Source organism: Amycolatopsis sp. NPDC004079 (assembly GCF_040610415.1).
In the GTDB taxonomy this organism is placed as follows: Bacteria; Actinomycetota; Actinomycetes; order Mycobacteriales; family Pseudonocardiaceae; genus Amycolatopsis; species Amycolatopsis halotolerans.
This window is the reverse complement of record NZ_JBEXMH010000020.1, coordinates 17,423-32,470: the sequence shown is the minus strand read 5'-3', so window position 1 is coordinate 32,470 and position 15,048 is coordinate 17,423. Positions and strand designations below refer to the sequence as shown.

Annotated in this window: 14 protein-coding genes; 5 read left to right on the top strand and 9 right to left on the bottom strand. The window is 69.8% G+C overall.

The window, feature by feature from the left end; translation table 11 throughout:
* Positions 1-3 precede the first annotated feature (3 nt).
* Positions 4-948, top strand: coding sequence for an AAA family ATPase (locus ABZX37_RS21670; protein WP_354742101.1), 945 nt, complete (start codon positions 4-6; stop codon positions 946-948).
* Positions 945-2,624 (top strand): cobalt chelatase, encoded by a 1,680-nt coding sequence (locus tag ABZX37_RS21665; protein ID WP_354742099.1) that lies wholly within the window; start codon positions 945-947, stop codon positions 2,622-2,624. The genes ABZX37_RS21670 and ABZX37_RS21665 overlap by 4 nt, the downstream gene beginning before the upstream one ends.
* Here the strand turns inward: ABZX37_RS21665 and ABZX37_RS21660 are convergent.
* The 5 genes from ABZX37_RS21660 to ald all read right to left on the bottom strand — a co-directional run bounded on the left by ABZX37_RS21660 (position 2,621) and on the right by ald (position 8,723).
* Positions 2,621-4,060 (bottom strand): sodium:solute symporter family protein, encoded by a 1,440-nt coding sequence (locus ABZX37_RS21660; RefSeq protein WP_354742097.1) that lies wholly within the window; start codon positions 4,058-4,060, stop codon positions 2,621-2,623. The two genes, ABZX37_RS21665 and ABZX37_RS21660, sit on opposite strands and share 4 nt — an antisense overlap.
* Positions 4,060-4,293 carry a DUF3311 domain-containing protein gene (locus tag ABZX37_RS21655; protein ID WP_344273812.1) on the bottom strand — a complete coding sequence of 78 codons (234 nt, stop codon included), beginning with the start codon at positions 4,291-4,293 and terminating at the stop codon, positions 4,060-4,062. Before ABZX37_RS21655 ends, ABZX37_RS21660 begins: the two co-directional genes overlap by 1 nt.
* On the bottom strand, positions 4,290-5,954 hold the full coding sequence (locus ABZX37_RS21650; RefSeq protein WP_354742090.1) for an amidohydrolase: 1,665 nt from the start codon (positions 5,952-5,954) through the stop codon (positions 4,290-4,292). Before ABZX37_RS21650 ends, ABZX37_RS21655 begins: the two co-directional genes overlap by 4 nt.
* A gap of 96 nt (positions 5,955-6,050) precedes the next feature.
* The gene (locus ABZX37_RS21645) at positions 6,051-7,514 is read right to left on the bottom strand and encodes a PLP-dependent aminotransferase family protein (RefSeq protein ID WP_354742088.1); all 1,464 of its coding nucleotides are present in this window, start codon (positions 7,512-7,514) and stop codon (positions 6,051-6,053) included.
* Positions 7,515-7,607: 93 nt separating this feature from the next.
* Positions 7,608-8,723 carry an alanine dehydrogenase gene (gene ald / locus ABZX37_RS21640; RefSeq protein ID WP_354742086.1) on the bottom strand — a complete coding sequence of 372 codons (1,116 nt, stop codon included), beginning with the start codon at positions 8,721-8,723 and terminating at the stop codon, positions 7,608-7,610.
* A gap of 204 nt (positions 8,724-8,927) precedes the next feature.
* Between ald and ABZX37_RS21635 the strand changes: the two genes are divergently transcribed.
* Entirely contained in the window at positions 8,928-9,917 is a 990-nt protein-coding gene (locus tag ABZX37_RS21635; RefSeq protein WP_354742084.1) for a phosphotransacetylase, read from the top strand.
* Positions 9,914-10,591: a phosphonatase-like hydrolase gene (locus tag ABZX37_RS21630; protein WP_354742082.1), complete on the top strand. Its 678-nt coding sequence runs from the start codon at positions 9,914-9,916 to the stop codon at positions 10,589-10,591. Before ABZX37_RS21635 ends, ABZX37_RS21630 begins: the two co-directional genes overlap by 4 nt.
* A gap of 21 nt (positions 10,592-10,612) precedes the next feature.
* On the opposite strand, the gene ABZX37_RS21625 is transcribed toward ABZX37_RS21630, so the two are convergent.
* Positions 10,613-11,176, bottom strand: a complete 564-nt coding sequence (locus ABZX37_RS21625) for a TetR family transcriptional regulator (protein ID WP_354742080.1) — start codon at positions 11,174-11,176, stop codon at positions 10,613-10,615.
* Between the two features lie 72 nt (positions 11,177-11,248).
* Between ABZX37_RS21625 and ABZX37_RS21620 the strand changes: the two genes are divergently transcribed.
* Positions 11,249-12,448: an FAD-dependent monooxygenase gene (locus ABZX37_RS21620; protein ID WP_354742078.1), complete on the top strand. Its 1,200-nt coding sequence runs from the start codon at positions 11,249-11,251 to the stop codon at positions 12,446-12,448.
* Positions 12,449-12,532: 84 nt separating this feature from the next.
* On the opposite strand, the gene ABZX37_RS21615 is transcribed toward ABZX37_RS21620, so the two are convergent.
* The 3 genes from ABZX37_RS21615 to ABZX37_RS21605 form a co-directional block, all read right to left on the bottom strand.
* Positions 12,533-13,171 (bottom strand): isochorismatase family cysteine hydrolase, encoded by a 639-nt coding sequence (locus tag ABZX37_RS21615; protein ID WP_354742076.1) that lies wholly within the window; start codon positions 13,169-13,171, stop codon positions 12,533-12,535.
* A gap of 74 nt (positions 13,172-13,245) precedes the next feature.
* On the bottom strand, positions 13,246-14,172 hold the full coding sequence (locus tag ABZX37_RS21610) for a LysR substrate-binding domain-containing protein (protein WP_354742074.1): 927 nt from the start codon (positions 14,170-14,172) through the stop codon (positions 13,246-13,248).
* A gap of 35 nt (positions 14,173-14,207) precedes the next feature.
* Entirely contained in the window at positions 14,208-15,044 is an 837-nt protein-coding gene (locus tag ABZX37_RS21605) for an alpha/beta hydrolase (RefSeq protein WP_354742072.1), read from the bottom strand.
* Positions 15,045-15,048 lie beyond the last annotated feature (4 nt).

Genomic DNA, 15,048 nt, shown 5'->3' with positions numbered 1-15,048 from the left:
CCGATGAACCCGTTGAGCGGCAACGGTCCCGACGCCCGGATCGCCGTGCGCGACGCGTTCGGTCTTGATTCGTCCATGACAGTCCCGTGCTTTTCCGAACCCGACGAGCACGTGCCCGAGATCGATCCGGCGTACCGCTTCAACCCGGACGTGACGCTCGCGTTGCTGGCCGGGTTCGCGCACAACCGGCGGGTGCTCGTGCAGGGATTGCACGGCACCGGCAAGTCCACGCACGTCGAACAGGTCGCCGCGCGGCTGAATTGGCCTTGTCTGCGGGTGAATCTCGACGGCCATATCAGCCGTCTCGACCTCGTCGGCAAGGACGCGGTGGTGCTGCGCGAAGGCAAGCAGGTCACCGAATTCCGCGAGGGAATCCTGCCGTGGTCGCTGCGGCGGCCGACCGCGCTGATCCTCGACGAGTACGACGCGGGACGGCCGGACGTCATGTTCGTCATCCAGCGGCTGCTCGAACGGGACGGCAAATTCACGCTGATCGACAGCAACACCGTGCTGCGTCCGCATCCGGGTTTCCGGCTTTTCGCCACGGCCAACACGGTGGGGCTGGGCAATCTCAACGGGCTTTACCACGGCGTGCAGCGGCTGAACCACGCGCAGATTGACCGGTGGAACATCGTCGCGGCGCTGGATTATCTTGCCCCTGAAGAGGAAACCGCGATCGTGCGGGCGCGCGTGCCGGGGTTGTCCGCGCAGCTGATCGAGGCGATGGTGGCCGTCGCCGGGCTGACCCGCGAAGGGTTCCGGGCCGGTGACCTGTCCGCGCTGATGTCGCCGCGCACGGTCATCACGTGGGCGGAGAACTGCGAGATCTTCACCGACCCGGCGCTGGCGTTTCGGTTGACGTTCCTGAACAAATGCGACGAGGCCGAACGCCCGGTCGTCGCCGAGTACTTCCAGCGGTGCTTCGACCAGGAGCTGGCCGCGGCGTGAGCACGCCCGAGACGCGGCGGCGCCAGCAGGTCGAGGAGCTGTCCGCGGCGGTGATCCGGGCGGTCAGCGGGTCGCCGGACGCGCATTTCCGGGGCGGGCGCCTGCATCGCGGGATCCGTCCGGTGCCGATGCCCGCGCCGCATCTGCTGGCCGACGACGAGGATCTGCGGTCCTTCCGCGGCGCGGCGGACGGGATGGCGTTGCACCTGAGCCGGTCCGATCGGGCGCTGCACAAGCGGTTGCGGCCCGACGGCGGCGTCGAGCGGCTGCTGTTCGAGCTGCTGGAGCAGTTCCGGGTTGAGTCCTTGGTTCCGGCCGGTTTTCCCGGTGTCACGGCGAATGTGCGGCGGCGGCACGAACGCTGGTCGCTGTCGGCGCACCACAGTGGACTGACCGAGACGGCGCGCGGCGTGCTGATCTACACCGTCGCGCAGGTCGCGCGGGCTCGGATCACTGGCGAGCCGGTCGTGGAAGAGACTGAGGATCTGATCGAGGCGACTCGGGCGGCCATCGCGCCGATGCTTGGTGTGCAGTTGGCTGGGCTTCGGCGGCATCGCGCTGATCAGGCTGCGTTCGCCGAACACGCGCGGGCGCTGGCTGAAGCGGTCGCCGCGTTGCTGGAGCCGGAGAAGTCCGAAGAGGACGAGGACGAAGCGGAAGCCGCGGCATACGCGTTGCTGCTGGATTTCGACGACGAAACCGGTAGCGAGGAAGGCGGTATCGCGGGCCTCGGCGACCACAAAGGACCGGTGGCGGCCGGGCAGTATCGGGTTTTCACCACCGCATACGACCGCGAGGATCGGGCGGGACCGTTGGTGCGGCCGGAATTGCTGCGGGAGCTGCGCGAACGGCTCGACGCTCGGGTTGCGAAGCAGGGCGTCAACGTGGCTCGGCTCGCGCGGGAGCTCACCGCGGTGCTCGCTGAGCCGGAGCGGTCCGGATGGGACGGCGCGCAGGAGGAAGGCCAGATCGACGGCCGTGCCCTCGCGCGGTTGATCGCGACGCCTGCGGACCATCGCGTGTTCCGGGTCGAGCGGACGGAACCGGTCGCGGACGTGCTGGTGACGTTCCTGATCGACTGCTCGGGTTCGATGAAGGCGCACCGGGAAACCGTTGCGGTGCTGGTTGATCTCTTCGCTCGCGCGCTCGATCTCGCGGGTGCCAGTTGCGAGATTCTCGGCTTCACCACGGGTGCCTGGCACGGCGGACGGGCGCGGCGGGACTGGATGCGCGCCGGACGGCCGAAACAGCCGGGGCGGCTCAACGAGCGTCGGCATCTGGTGTTCAAGGACGCTGCGACGCCGTGGCGGCGCGCTCGGCGGGACGTCGCGGCGTTGCTCAAAGCCGACCTGTTCCGCGAGGGCATCGACGGCGAGGCGTTGACGTGGGCGGCCGAACGGGCGCGGGCGTGCGAGGCGCGGCGGCGGCTGGTTTTCGTGCTGTCGGACGGAAGCCCGATGGACGGCGCGACCGTGCTGGCCAACGAGGAGCGTTACCTCGATCGCCATCTCGTGCGGGTGGCCGATGGGCTGGAGCGGAGCGAGACGGAGGTGTACGGCATCGGCGTCGGGCTGGATCTCAGTGCGTATTACCGCCGCAGCGTGGCGCTGGACGCCGCGGAAGGCACGGGGTTCCGTGCCTTCCGCGAGATCCTCGATCTGATGGCGCGCCGCTAGCCCGCCGGCTGTGCGACCGGCGAGACCGCGGCCGGTTCGTTGCGCTCCAAGGCGATCGGAGCGCGGCGCTTGCCCGGGGCGAGCAGGCTCCAGCCGAAGACGATCACCATGTTGACGCCCATCGACACCAATCCGGTGTTGAGACCGCCGAGCGTGACGCCGGTCGCGTAGAGGACGACCGCGGTCACCACGCCGACCACCATGCCGGTCGCGATGGCGGCGGTGCGGACCCGACGGGCGAACAGGATCGCCAGCCAGCCCGGCACGACCTGGGCGAGCAGGTTGTAGGTCAGGTTCAGCACGGTGAGCATGAGCGTCGAGGCGGTCAGCGTGAGCACGGCGGCGAGCACCAGGAACACCGCCACCGCCACGACCGTCCAGCGCCGTTGTGCGGCGGGGCGGACGTTCGGGGCCAGGTTGCGGCTGACCATGCCGCCGATCGCCAATGCTGTCGCGGACAGCACCAGCACGCCGGACAAGGCGGCACCGGCGGCCACGAGGCCCAGAACCGGTTCCGGCAGAAGACCTTTTGCCGTCACCATGAAGACGGTGTTCGGATTCTTCAGGCCCGGGTGCTGTTTCAGCCCGTAGTAGGCGGCGAAGACGAGGAACGGGTAGATCAGCATGTACAGCGGCATCCACACCGTCGAACTCTTCACCGCCCGCTCCGAACGCGCCGGGAACACGTACGCGCCGCCGAAACCGAGGTAGAAGACCACGCTCTGGAACAGGATCGTGGTCATCGCGAACCACAGGTCCTGGCCGCCCATCGTGGTTTGCGCCCTGGCCAGCGCCTCCGGCCCGGTCACCCCGGACGTCCCGCCGGCGGCCAGCACCGCGGCGAGCCCGACGAGCACGACGCCGAGCAGCATGAACGCGTCCTTGAGGATCGACACGAACGCGGGGGAGCGGATGCCGGACACGGCGATGTAGGCGAACGCGATGATCCCGGCCAGCAGGACGCACTGCACGGGCGTGAGTTTCAGCCCGAGGTTGCTCAGCACCACTTGCAGGCCGATGAACTGGTACTGGCCCCACGGCACGAGCGCGATCAGCATCGTGACGCAGGTGATCAGCTCCAGGGTCCGGCTGCCGTAGTGGCGGCCGAAGACGTCCGGGACGGTCATCGCGTCGTGCTTGCGCGCCGCGCGCCAGACCAGCGGGGCGAGGAAATAGCCGAGCGAATAGGCGAGCAGGATGTAGCCGAGGAACCAGATTCCGTAGCTCGCGCCGTGGGCGTAGATCCCGCTCGGGAAGCCGATCATCGTGCCGATGCTGTACACCTCGCCGACGGCCAGGAAGTACAGCAGCCACGGCGGGAACGAGCGTCCGCCGACCAGGAATTCGGAGATCCCGCCGCCGCGCGACGAGCGGCCCGCCCAGAGCGCGAGCAGGATCGACAGGCCCATGACGACGGCGACAATGAGAATCAGCATTACTGGTCCTCCTTCGCCGCGGGCTTGTCTGCCGGGTAGTGCTGACGGTCGAAGAACCGCCAGCTGATCCACAGGCACAGGGTGGTCAGCGGGAAGCAGAGGAACATCCAGAAGAACACCAGCGGGAACCCGGCGACGGTCGCGGGAGACCCCGCCACCAGCGGGATTCCGCCGAGGATCGCGACCGCGGGGATGCCGAGCCCGATGCACAGGCTCGGCCAGCTGCGGATCATCGGGCATCTCCCGTCGGGATCGGATCGCGTTGCCAGACCAGCTGGCCGCCGATCACCGTGGCGTCGACGGTCAGGTCCCGGATCCGGCTCGGGTCCACTGTGGTCGGATCCTCGGACAGCATGATGAGATCCGCGAGCTTGCCGATTTCGAGGCTGCCCTTGAGCTCTTCCTCGCCGGCCAGATAGGCCGCGTCGATCGTGTACCCGCGCAGGGCGGCTTCGACGTCGATCGCCTGTTCCGGGCCTAGCAGCTGGCCGCTGCTGGTCTGCCGGGCGACGGCACACCAGATGCCCTCGAGCGGCGGCACCGGCGTGACCGGGGTGTCGGAGTGGAGTCCGAAGTGGATTCCGCGCGAGCGGGCCGACGCGAGCGGGCTGATCCGGCGGGCGCGTTCCGGGCCGAGGAAAACGTCCCGGTGCCGGTCGCCCCAGTAGTAGACGTGCTTGATGAAGAAGGACGCGGCGATGCCGTTTTCGGCCATCCGGTCGAGCTGGTCCTCGCGGGCGGTCTGGCAGTGTTCGATCCGATGCCGACGGCCGGTGCCTTCAGGCGCGCCGAGGCGGGCGTAACCGTCGATGATGGCGTCGATCGCGGCGTCGCCGTTGCCGTGCACGGCGACCTGCCAGCCCGCGGCGTCGAGCGCGGCGATGCGGCGGGACAGGTCGTCCGGTTCGAGCAGCATCATGCCGTGCTCGTCGGGGGCGCAGGTGTAGCCCTCGGCCAGGCAGCCGGTGCGGCCCTGGATCGAGCCGTCCGCGACGATCTTGACGCCGTTCATGGTGAATCCGTCCGGCTGGGACTTGTCCGGCGGTTCGGGCGTGCCTTCGGCGAGGCCGGGCAGGATGGTGTGGAAGAGGTAGCCGTGGATGCGGGTGTGCAGCTTTCCGGCGCGGGTCAGCATCCGGTACGCGGCGAATTCCTGCCCGCCGCCAATCAGGCCGACCCCGGTGTCGTGCACCGAAGTGACGCCGTTCCGCAGGTACTCGGCGTCGGCCAGCTGGAGTGCTTCGGCCAGTTCGTCGAGGCCCTGCGAGGGCATCGCGGAGTTGACGAGAAACGCCGCGGTCTCGACGAGGAGTCCGGTCGGTTCGCCGCGTTCGTCGCGGGCGATGACGCCGCCGGGCGGGTCGGGAGTGGCCGCGGTGATGCCGACGGCGTTCAGGGCGGCGGAATTCGCCACGCTGAAGTGACCGGTCACGTGGGTGAGCAGGACCGGGTTGCGCGGCGAAGCCGGGTCCAGGTCGTGCCGGGTGGGGTGCCGGTTGTCGGCGAGAAGCGTGTCGTCGTAACGGAAACCCTTGATCCATTCGCCGGGTCCGAAGTCGCGCGCCGCCTGCCGGACGCGGCCGGCGATGTCGCTGATCCGGTCGTTGGGCGGGCTTCCGGCGTCGACCGGGGCGGCCAGTGTCATGCCGAAGAACGACGGGTGGTTGTGCGACTCCACGAAACCCGGGACGACGGTGCGCCCGGCCAGGTCGAGCACTGTCGTTCCGGGACCGGCGAGGGCGGCGATCGAGCGGTCGTCGCCGATTTCGGTGATCCGGCCGTCGCGGGCGGCGAGCGCGGACGCCCGCGTCCCGCCCCGGTCCAGGGTCAGCACCGTGCCCCCGAGCACCACCAGGTCGGGAGCCGGACGAGCGGATACAGCGGGTTCGCCCACGATGGGACCTCCTTGTCCACGTGTCCTGCCCCCACGACAGTGCCGGGGGAGCCGGCCCGCGAACAGGTCCAGAAAGCGACGCGCGCGTGGGTCCAGTCAGCTGTCCAGCAGCTCCCGGCAGAGGTCGCCGAGCAGCCGGATCCCGGGGTCGATCGCCGACGGCGGGGTGGCGGAGAAGCCGATGCGGAAGTGGTTGCGCGGCGGGTCGTCGCCGAGGAAGAAGATGTCGCCGGGTTCGATGAGGATGCCCAGTTCTTCCGCGCGCTCCACGAGGAGGCGGCAGTCCAGTTCGGACGGTCCGGTCATCCAGAGGCTGACGCCGCCGGGCGGGTACGGGCCTTGCGTCCACGGCAGGTACTCGGTGACCGCGGCGCAGGTGGCGGTCCATTTGCGCATCAGTTTCGTGCGGTAGCGGCGCAGGGACCGGTGGTACTCGCCGCTTTCTATCAGCAGCGCCAGCGCGCGTTGCAGCTGGCCGGGCGGGTGGCGCAGGACGTACCGGCGGGCTTCGCGCAGCGCGCGCACCAGCTCGCGGGGGCCGACCAGGTAACCGAGGCGGAGCCCGGGGGAGAGGAATTTGGAGAAGGTGCCGAGGTAGACGGCGTCGCCGGTGTTGTCGAGCGCCTTCAACGCCGGGGTGGGGCTGCCCTGGTAGCGGAATTCGCTGTCGTAGTCGTCTTCGACGACGACCGTGCCGGACGCGGCGGCCTGGGCGAGGAGCTGGCGGCGGCGGCCGATGCTGAGGGTCGCGTTGGTCGGGTGCTGGTGGCTGGGGGTGAGGTAGAGAAGGTCGACGCCGTCGAGGGACTCCGGCGGTTGGAGGCCGCGGGCGTCGACGTCGATCCCGGTCACGCGGGCGCCGGTGCGGAGGAAGATGTGCCGGGCGTCGAGGTAGCCGGGGTTTTCGATGGCTACGACCTGATCCGGTCCCAGCAGGACCCGGCCGAGGAGGTCGAGGCCCTGCTGCGAGCCGACGGTGATCAGGACTTCGTCTGGGTCGGCCTCGATGCCTCGGGTGGTCAGCAGCTGGCGGCACACCATCTCGACGAGCATCGGGTCGTCGGAGCCGACGCTGTCCTGCAGGCTGTGGAAGACGTGCGGCCGGTAGAGGGCGTCGCGCAGGCAGCGTGTCCAGGAGCGGGCCGGGAACGCGGTGATGTCGACCTGCCCGGCGAGGAACGGGTACGGATAACTCGCCCAGTCGGTGCGCTTCTCGATGTGCGGGATGTCAGCGTCCGGGAACCGGCGCACCCGCGCCGCCCAGTCGATGCGCGATTCGGTGTCCCGTTCCTCCACCGCGCAGTGCGGGCGCATCTCGCCGTTGACGAACAGTCCGCTGCGCTCGCGGCTTTCCACGTACCCCTCGGCGACCAGCTCCTGGTAGGCGAGGTTGATCGTGTTGCGGGAAACGCCCAGTTCGACGGCCAGTTCCCGCGAGCTCGGCAGCCGGCGGGCCGGGTCGAACGTGCCGATGGCGATCCCGTGCTCGATCGCCCGCCGGACCTGGCGGTACAGCGGTTCGTCCGACGAGCGGTCGATCTCGATCAACGTGCGTGGCAAGTGCGCTCTCCCAAGTGGCCGGCGTGGAGCGGGGCGGGCTGAAACGTAACTCGCAGTGGCCGGTTTTCCCACCCCGCGCCACGCCGGCCGGGCTCAGGCCAGCGCGTCGGCGACGTCGGTGACGGGCAGGCCGTGCGCGAGCGCGACCGGCTCGTAGGTCAGCGCCCCGGCCACCGTGTTCACGCCGCCGCGGAGTTCCGGCGTGTCCCGCACCGCGGTACGGAGGCCCTTGTTCGCGATCTCCAGCGCGTAGGGGAGCGTGACGTTGGTGAGCGCGTGCGTGGAGGTGTGCGGGACCGCGCCCGGCATGTTGGCCACGCAGTAGAAGACGGACTCGTGGACCCGGAAGGTCGGGTCGGCGTGGGTCGTCGGGCGCGAGTCCTCGAAGCAGCCGCCCTGGTCGATCGAGATGTCCACCAGCACGCTGCCCGGCTTCATCCGGGAGACCGTCTCGTTGGACACCAGGCTCGGGGCCTTCGCGCCCGGGACGAGCACCGCGCCGATCACCAGGTCGGCCTCGAGCACCGCCTGCTCGATCGCGTACGAGTTCGCGGCGGCGGTGCGGATGCGGCCCTGGTACATCCGGTCGGCGGCGCGGAGCTTGTCGACGTTCTTGTCGAACAGCACGACGTCGCCCCAGGTCCCGGCCGCGACGGCGACCGCGTTCATCCCGGCGACGCCCGCGCCGAGCACGACCACGCGGGCCGGCGGCACTCCGGAGACGCCGCCGATCAGCACGCCGCGCCCGCCGTTGACGCGCATCAGCGTCTGCGCGCCGACCTGCGGGGCCAGCCGTCCGGCTACCTCGCTCATCGGGAAGAGCAGCGGGAGGGAGCCGTTGGGCAGCTGGACCGTCTCGTAGGCCACCGAGGTCGTGCCCGCGTCGAGCAGGGCCTTCGTGCAGGGCTCGCTCGCGGCGAGGTGCAGGTAGGTGAAGAGCAGCTGGTCGGAACGCAGCCGGTGGTACTCCTCGGCGACCGGCTCCTTGACCTTCAGCACCATGTCCGCGGTGCCCCACACGTCGTCCGCGTGGTCGAGCAGCTTCGCGCCGGCGGCCGTGTAGTCCTCGTCGCGGATGGACGAGCCCTCGCCCGCGCCGCGCTCCACGAAGACCTCGTGGCCCGCCGAGGTGAACTCGTGCACTCCGGCAGGCGTCGCCGCCACCCGGTATTCGTGGTTCTTGACCTCGCGAGGCACACCGATCTTCATCGCCTGCTCCCATCTGCCGTGTGTGGTCCGACCGAGACTGCGGGACGGCTGGCCACCACGAAAGTGCCAGAAACCGCTCGGTCGACGGGTCCAGTCACGGGGCCTTCTGGACCTGTCAACGGGCACTGTTCTGGCTCTGTCGCTTGGGGCCAGGGACCGCGATCCTGCTCGGGGAGCACTGCCGTCCGCGAGGGAGTTTGCGAGATGACCATGGCCCCTCTGGCCGAAACCTGGCGGGAGCGCGTCGGCGACGCCCGCCCGCGGATCGCGCTTGCCGACGGCGCCGATCCGCGTGCCGTCACGGCGGCTGCGCGTCTGGTTGAGCGCGGCGAGATCGAGCCGGTGCTGGTGGGGCCTGCGGCGGAGATCGCTAGTGTCGCGGCGGAGCTTCGGGTGGTTCTTCCGCCTTTGCTGGACACCGCCGAGCTGGCTGCCGACGAGGCTGTCCTCGCGCGGCTGGCTACTGCGTTTCCTAACCGGGTGGAAACGGTTCGCAATGATTCCGTTGCTCTCGCTGCCGCGCTTCTTGCGCTTGGGCGGGTGGATGCGTGCCTCGCCGGTGCGACGCGGCCGACGTCTGATGTCCTTCGAGCTGGGTTGCGGATTGTCGGCCTCTCGCCGGGTGTGCGGACCTTGAGCAGTTGCTTCCTGATGTTGTTGCAGGACGGCCGATCACTCACTTTCGCCGACTGTGCCGTGGTTCCGGAGCCGGATGCGGATGCTTTGGCGGATATCGCCGTCGGCGCGGCGTCGACGCACCGCGCTTTGACCGGAACTGAGCCGGTTGTGGCGATGCTGTCGTTCAGCACCCAAGGCAGCGCTAAGCATTCGGCGGTGGACAAGGTCCGCCGGGCGACTTCGCTGGTGCGGGAACGGCTGCCCGGTGTGGACGTGGACGGCGAATTGCAATTCGACGCCGCTGTCGTGGATGCGGTCGGGGTGGCCAAGGCGCCGCGGTCGACGGTGGCGGGGCGGGCGAATGTGTTGGTGTTCCCCAATCTTGACGCGGGGAACATCGCTTACAAGATCGCTGAACGGCTCGGCGGAGCGACCGCGCTGGGGCCGATTCTGCAAGGCGTGGCAGCGCCGCTGCACGACCTTTCGCGCGGCTGCAGCGCGGCCGACATCGAGACGATGGCCCTGATCAGCGCGGTGCACGCGGTGACCGGGCGGGAAGTGGAGGGGGTCCGATGACGCGAGGCGTGGAGCTGGTCGTGCTGGACATGGCCGGCACGACGGTCCGGGACGACGGTGCTGTCGAGGCGGCTTTTTCCGCCGCGCTGGAGGCGGTGGGGGTGCCTTCCGATTCTCCGGAGCGGGAGGATGTGGATGCCTACGTTCGCGACACTATGGGGCAGTCGAAGATCGAGGTGTTTCGGGCGCTGTTCCCTGCTGCGGGGGTTGCGGAGAAGGCTAATCGAGTTTTCGAGAGCACGTTCGCTTCGCAGGCGGTTGAGGTTGCCGCGCCGCTTCCTGGTGCGGAGGAAGCGATCGACAAGTTGCGTGCGCAGGGGCGTCGGGTGTGCCTGAGCACGGGGTTCTCGGCTCGGACGCGCGATGCCTTGCTGCGGCGGCTCGGGTGGACGGAACTGGCGGATCTGGTGGTGTGCCCGGCTGATGCGGGCGGTCGGGGTCGTCCGTTCCCGGACATGGTGCTGACTGCGGTGCTGCGGTTGGGGATCACGGACGTGCGCGCTGTCGCGGTGGCGGGGGACACCGGGTTCGACATGCTGACCGGGCGGCGGGCCGGCGCGTCGGTGGCGGCTGGGGTGTTGACGGGGGCGCATGACGAGGCGACGTTGCGGGCGCATGGGGCTACGCACGTGCTGGGGTCGGTGGCTGAGTTGCCTGCGGTGCTTGAAGGCTAGGAAATTGAGGGGTGGCGGCGTTCAGGCGGGCGGCGCCACCGCGGTAGCGATCAGCGCCCGGGCCGCGATCTCGATTCGCTCCTCGTCCCCCGTCACGATCCGGTCCAGGCACAGACCCCTCAGCCCCGAGATCAGCAGACTCGCCCGCGCCGATGCATCGGGCTCGGCGTAGCCCAGGCTGCGGTACACCGGCACCAAAGGATCCACCATCGCGGTGATCGTTTCCCTGGCGACTTCCAGATATCGCTCCGGTTGCGTCGGGGCCAGGGCCAGCACCTGGAACAGGATGTGGATCGGCCGTTGCTGGCGGCCCCGGGTGATCGCTTGCCACAGGGCGAGGGCCGCGGCGGCGAGGGACTCTTCGTCGTGCACGGAGCGGAACAGTTCGGTGACGTCCGGGCGGCTCGCGGCGATCGCTTCGGTGATCAGGTTTTCCCGGCTGCCGAAGTAGTACAGCAGCATCCGCTTGCTCGTCCCCAGCGCTTCGCCCATCGGCGCGAGCGACAGGTCCGCGATGCCGTGCGTCGCGAGGTAGCCCACGGCTTGCTGCAGCAGTTCGGCGCGGCGGCCGGTTCCGGAATCCACCCCTTGACTGTACCGATCGGTACGCCGTACCGTCCATCCATGTACCGATCGGTACATGGCGGAGGAGGGTCGATGGCGGGCAAAGCACTCTCGGTGGCGATCGTCGGCGGCGGGATCGGCGGGCTGACGCTCGCGCTCGCGTTGCGGCAACGCGGGATCGGGGCGGAAGTGTACGAGCGCTCGGCCGAATTGCGGGAGGTCGGGGCCGCGGTGGCGTTGGCTGCCAACGGGTCCCGGGTGATGCGGCGGCTGGGGTTGCGGGACCAGTTGGCGGCGTGTTCGGCGGTGCCGACGGAGCTGGTTTACCGGCATTGGCGGGACGGGCGGCGGGTGGTCGCGTTTCCGATCGGGAGAGCCTATGAAGAACGGTTCCACGGGCCGTATTTCGGGGTGCATCGGGCGGATTTGCAGCGGATTCTGGCTGACGCGTGGGGCAAGGTCCGTCTTGGCCGGCAGGTGACCGCAGTGGTCGCGGACGGGGCCGGGTATCGACTCGAATTTGCCGACGGGACAAGCGAAACCGCTGATGTCGTGGTGGGGGCGGACGGGGTCCATTCGGCCGTGCGCGCGTGGGTGGATGACGCGCCGCTTGCCCGGTACTCGGGTTCGAGCGGGTTTCGCGGGCTGGTGCCGGTGTCGCAGTTGCCGTCGCTGCCGGACGCGGGGGCGATGCAGTTCTGGCTGGGGCCGGGCGGGCATTTGCTGCATTACGCGATCGGCGACGGGTCGGTGGTGAATTTCCTTGCGGTGCTGGACGAACCGGCCCAGTGGGCGGGCGCGTCGTGGACCGACGACATTCCCCGGGAGCGGATCGAGACGGCCTTCGAGGGCTGGCATCCGGCAGTGCGCGAGATGGTCGGCGCGACGACGTTGTATCAGCGGTGGGGGCTGTTCAGCCAGAATCCGCTCAACCGCTGGCATCGCGGCGGCGTGGTGCTGCTCGGCGACGCGGCGCACGCGATGCTGCCGCACCACGGGCAGGGCGCGAACCAGACGATCGAGGACGCCGTGACGCTCGCCGAGTGTCTGGCGCGGGATTCACGCGAGACGGCGCTCGCCCGGTACGAGAAGCTGCGGCGGCCGCGGACTCGGGCGGTGCAGCGGAGTTCGTGGGTGGCGAACGCGCTGCTGCATCTGCCGGACGGTCCGGCGGCCGACGCTAGGGACGTCGCGCTGAGGCGGATTGACGAGACGGTGGAGTGGATTCACTCGCACGACGCTGTGGCTGTGGCTTTGGCGTCGGCTTCGCCGCCGCGTGCGGAGTCGCCGTGAGGTCGGCGTCTGGAGGGCAACGCGACCGCCTGGGGGCGGTCCCGTTGCCCTCCAGACGCCGACGCGACTCCGCGGGGTGGGGGGTCAGGGTTTCGTGGTGAGGGTGGTGAATTCGGCGCTGGTCAGGACGTCCGCGGTGGACTGGGCCAGTACGACCAGCGTGGCGGCGTGCACCTCGGCGGCGGACATCGCGCCGTGGCCCAGGTCGGGGTGGTCGTAGGTGGCGCAGGCGTCGGACAGCACCCCGGTGCGGAAGTCGCGGAACATCGCGTCGCGGATGGTGGCGTGGACGCAGTCCTCGGTGGTCACTCCGGCGGCGATCAGCGTGTCCACGCCGCGTCCGCGGAGCTGCATTGCGAAATCGGTGCCGTAGAAGGCGCTGTAGCGGTGCTTGGGGATCAGCGGTTCGTCGGGGCGGCGGTCCACTTCGGCATACAAGGCGGCGCCGGGGGTTCCCTCGATGAGTGCTTGGCCTTGAGCGATCGGCGGGTACAGGTCGGCGAACCGGCCCATGTCGGAGCCGTCGGGACGGTGGACGTGGGCGGTGAAGAACACGGCGATGCCCGCGTCGCGGCAGAAGCGGACGGTGTCGTTGAGGACGGGGATCATGGCGCGTCCGGCCGGGGATTCCAGCGGGGTGCCCGGAGCCAGGAAGTCGTGCTGCATGTCGATGACGACCAGCGCGGTGCGGGCCGGATCGACGGTGGACAAGCGGTAACCCATGGAACGCTCCCTCCGCGGCGGACCAATGAGGTATCACGGTTTGACGTCGGTCGTCAAGAAAGCGACAGAAAGCGTCAGGCGTCTTCGATCTGCGCGGCGACGGTGTGCAGGGACGTGATCAGCGCCTGGGTGGCCGGGTTCAGCCTGCGTCCGGCGGCGAGCGTCAGGCCGACGCTGTGGCCGATGTTCTCCAGCGGCGTCGGCAGGGTGACCAGCCGCGGGTCGTCCATGCCGAGCAGGCCGGGGAGCGCGGCGACCATGGCGGTCTCGGTGAGCAGCTGCCGGACGGTGAGGAACGACGTGGCCTCGACGCGGTTGGCGGGCAGATCGAGGCCGTGCTGCGCGAAGAGGCTTTCCAGTTCCTGGCGCAGCATCGTTTCGGTGCCGGGCACGATCCACGGGAAGTCGGCGAGATCCTCCAGCGAAACACTCTCGCGGGTGGCGAGCGGATGGTGTGCACCGGCGACGACGCGGATCGATTCCTGGTACAGCGCTTGCCGCCGGGTGCCTTCGGTGCCGGGGCCGCTCAGCCGGCCGACGATCACGTCCACTCGGCCCGCGGTCAGCTCTACGAGCAGCGACTCCGGCGTTCCCTCGCGGACGACGACAGTGACCAGCGGGTGGTCTTCCTTCAGGTGCGCGATGGCGCGCGGCAGCAGCAGGTTTGAGCCCGCGAGGTGGATGCCCGCGACGACCCGTCCTCGTGTCGCGTCGGCGATCTCGACGACGTGTCGCGCCGCGTGCGTGAGCTGGGCGAGGACAGCGCGCGCGTGTTCGGTGAAGGCGGTGCCGAACTCGGTGGGCGTGATGCCGCGCGGGCCGCGTTCGTAGAGCGGCACGCCGAGGATGGCTTCGAGGTCGTGCAGGCCGCGCGTGACGACCGGCTGGGTGACGTGCAGGGCGGCCGCCGCGCCGACGACGCTGCCCTGTTCGGTGAGGGTGTCCACCAGCACGAGGTGCCTGAGCTTGAGGCGGCCGTCGAGCAGGCGGGGCATCTCCATTCCGGCGACAGTACTGGCCGGGGCGGGCTCCACCGTCATGGGCGGACCAGCTCGATGAGGGCGCGGCTGAGTGCGGAGCCGGGGTCGGCCAGGTCGAGGAAGACGTCGAAGTGGTTCCTGGCGGGCACGACGGTCCAAGGCGAGGCGACGGGCCAGTGTGCGTGGAAGGCCTTGCTTTGGCGGTGGAATCCGGCGGCTTCGTGTTCGGCGACCGCGACGTGCAGGGGCGCGGTGCCCGGGGGCAGCAAGATCGGGCTGAGGGCTTCCGCGCGGGCCGGGTCGAGGGTCAGCCAGGCGTTGGCGAAGGACTCGACCAGCGGGCGGAGGTCGAAGAGGCCGCTGATCGCCATCGCGCCTTTGACGACGTCCTCGGGCAGCCGGGCGGCGCGGTGCCAGCCGCCGACGGCGGTCATCGCGGTCAGGTGGCCTCCGGCTGAGCTGCCGACGACGTGGATGCGGTCCGGGTCGAGGCCGTGTGCCGCGCCGTGGCGGTAGACCCAGGCGACTGCGGCGCGGACCTGGCGCACGATCTCTTCCAGGGTCGCAGTCGGAGCGAGCGTGTAGTCGGGCACGACGGTGGCGATTCCGGCGTCGGCCAGCACCCTTGCCATGAACGCGGTGTCCTGTCGCGAGAGCATGCGCCAGTAGCCGCCGTGGACGGCGATCACGACAGGGCGCGACTGGCCTGGCGAGGTGCCCCAGACGTCCAGCCGTTCATCGCTGAGCGGGTCGAAAGCCAGACCGGCGCGGCCGTCCAGACCGGCGACGGCCGATTCGGAGGCGGACCGGTAGCGGGCCATCACGGCATCGAACTCGGTCTCGGTCACCGTGGCCTGCGCGCTGTAGTCGCGATCGACGTTCGGATAGCTCACGGGA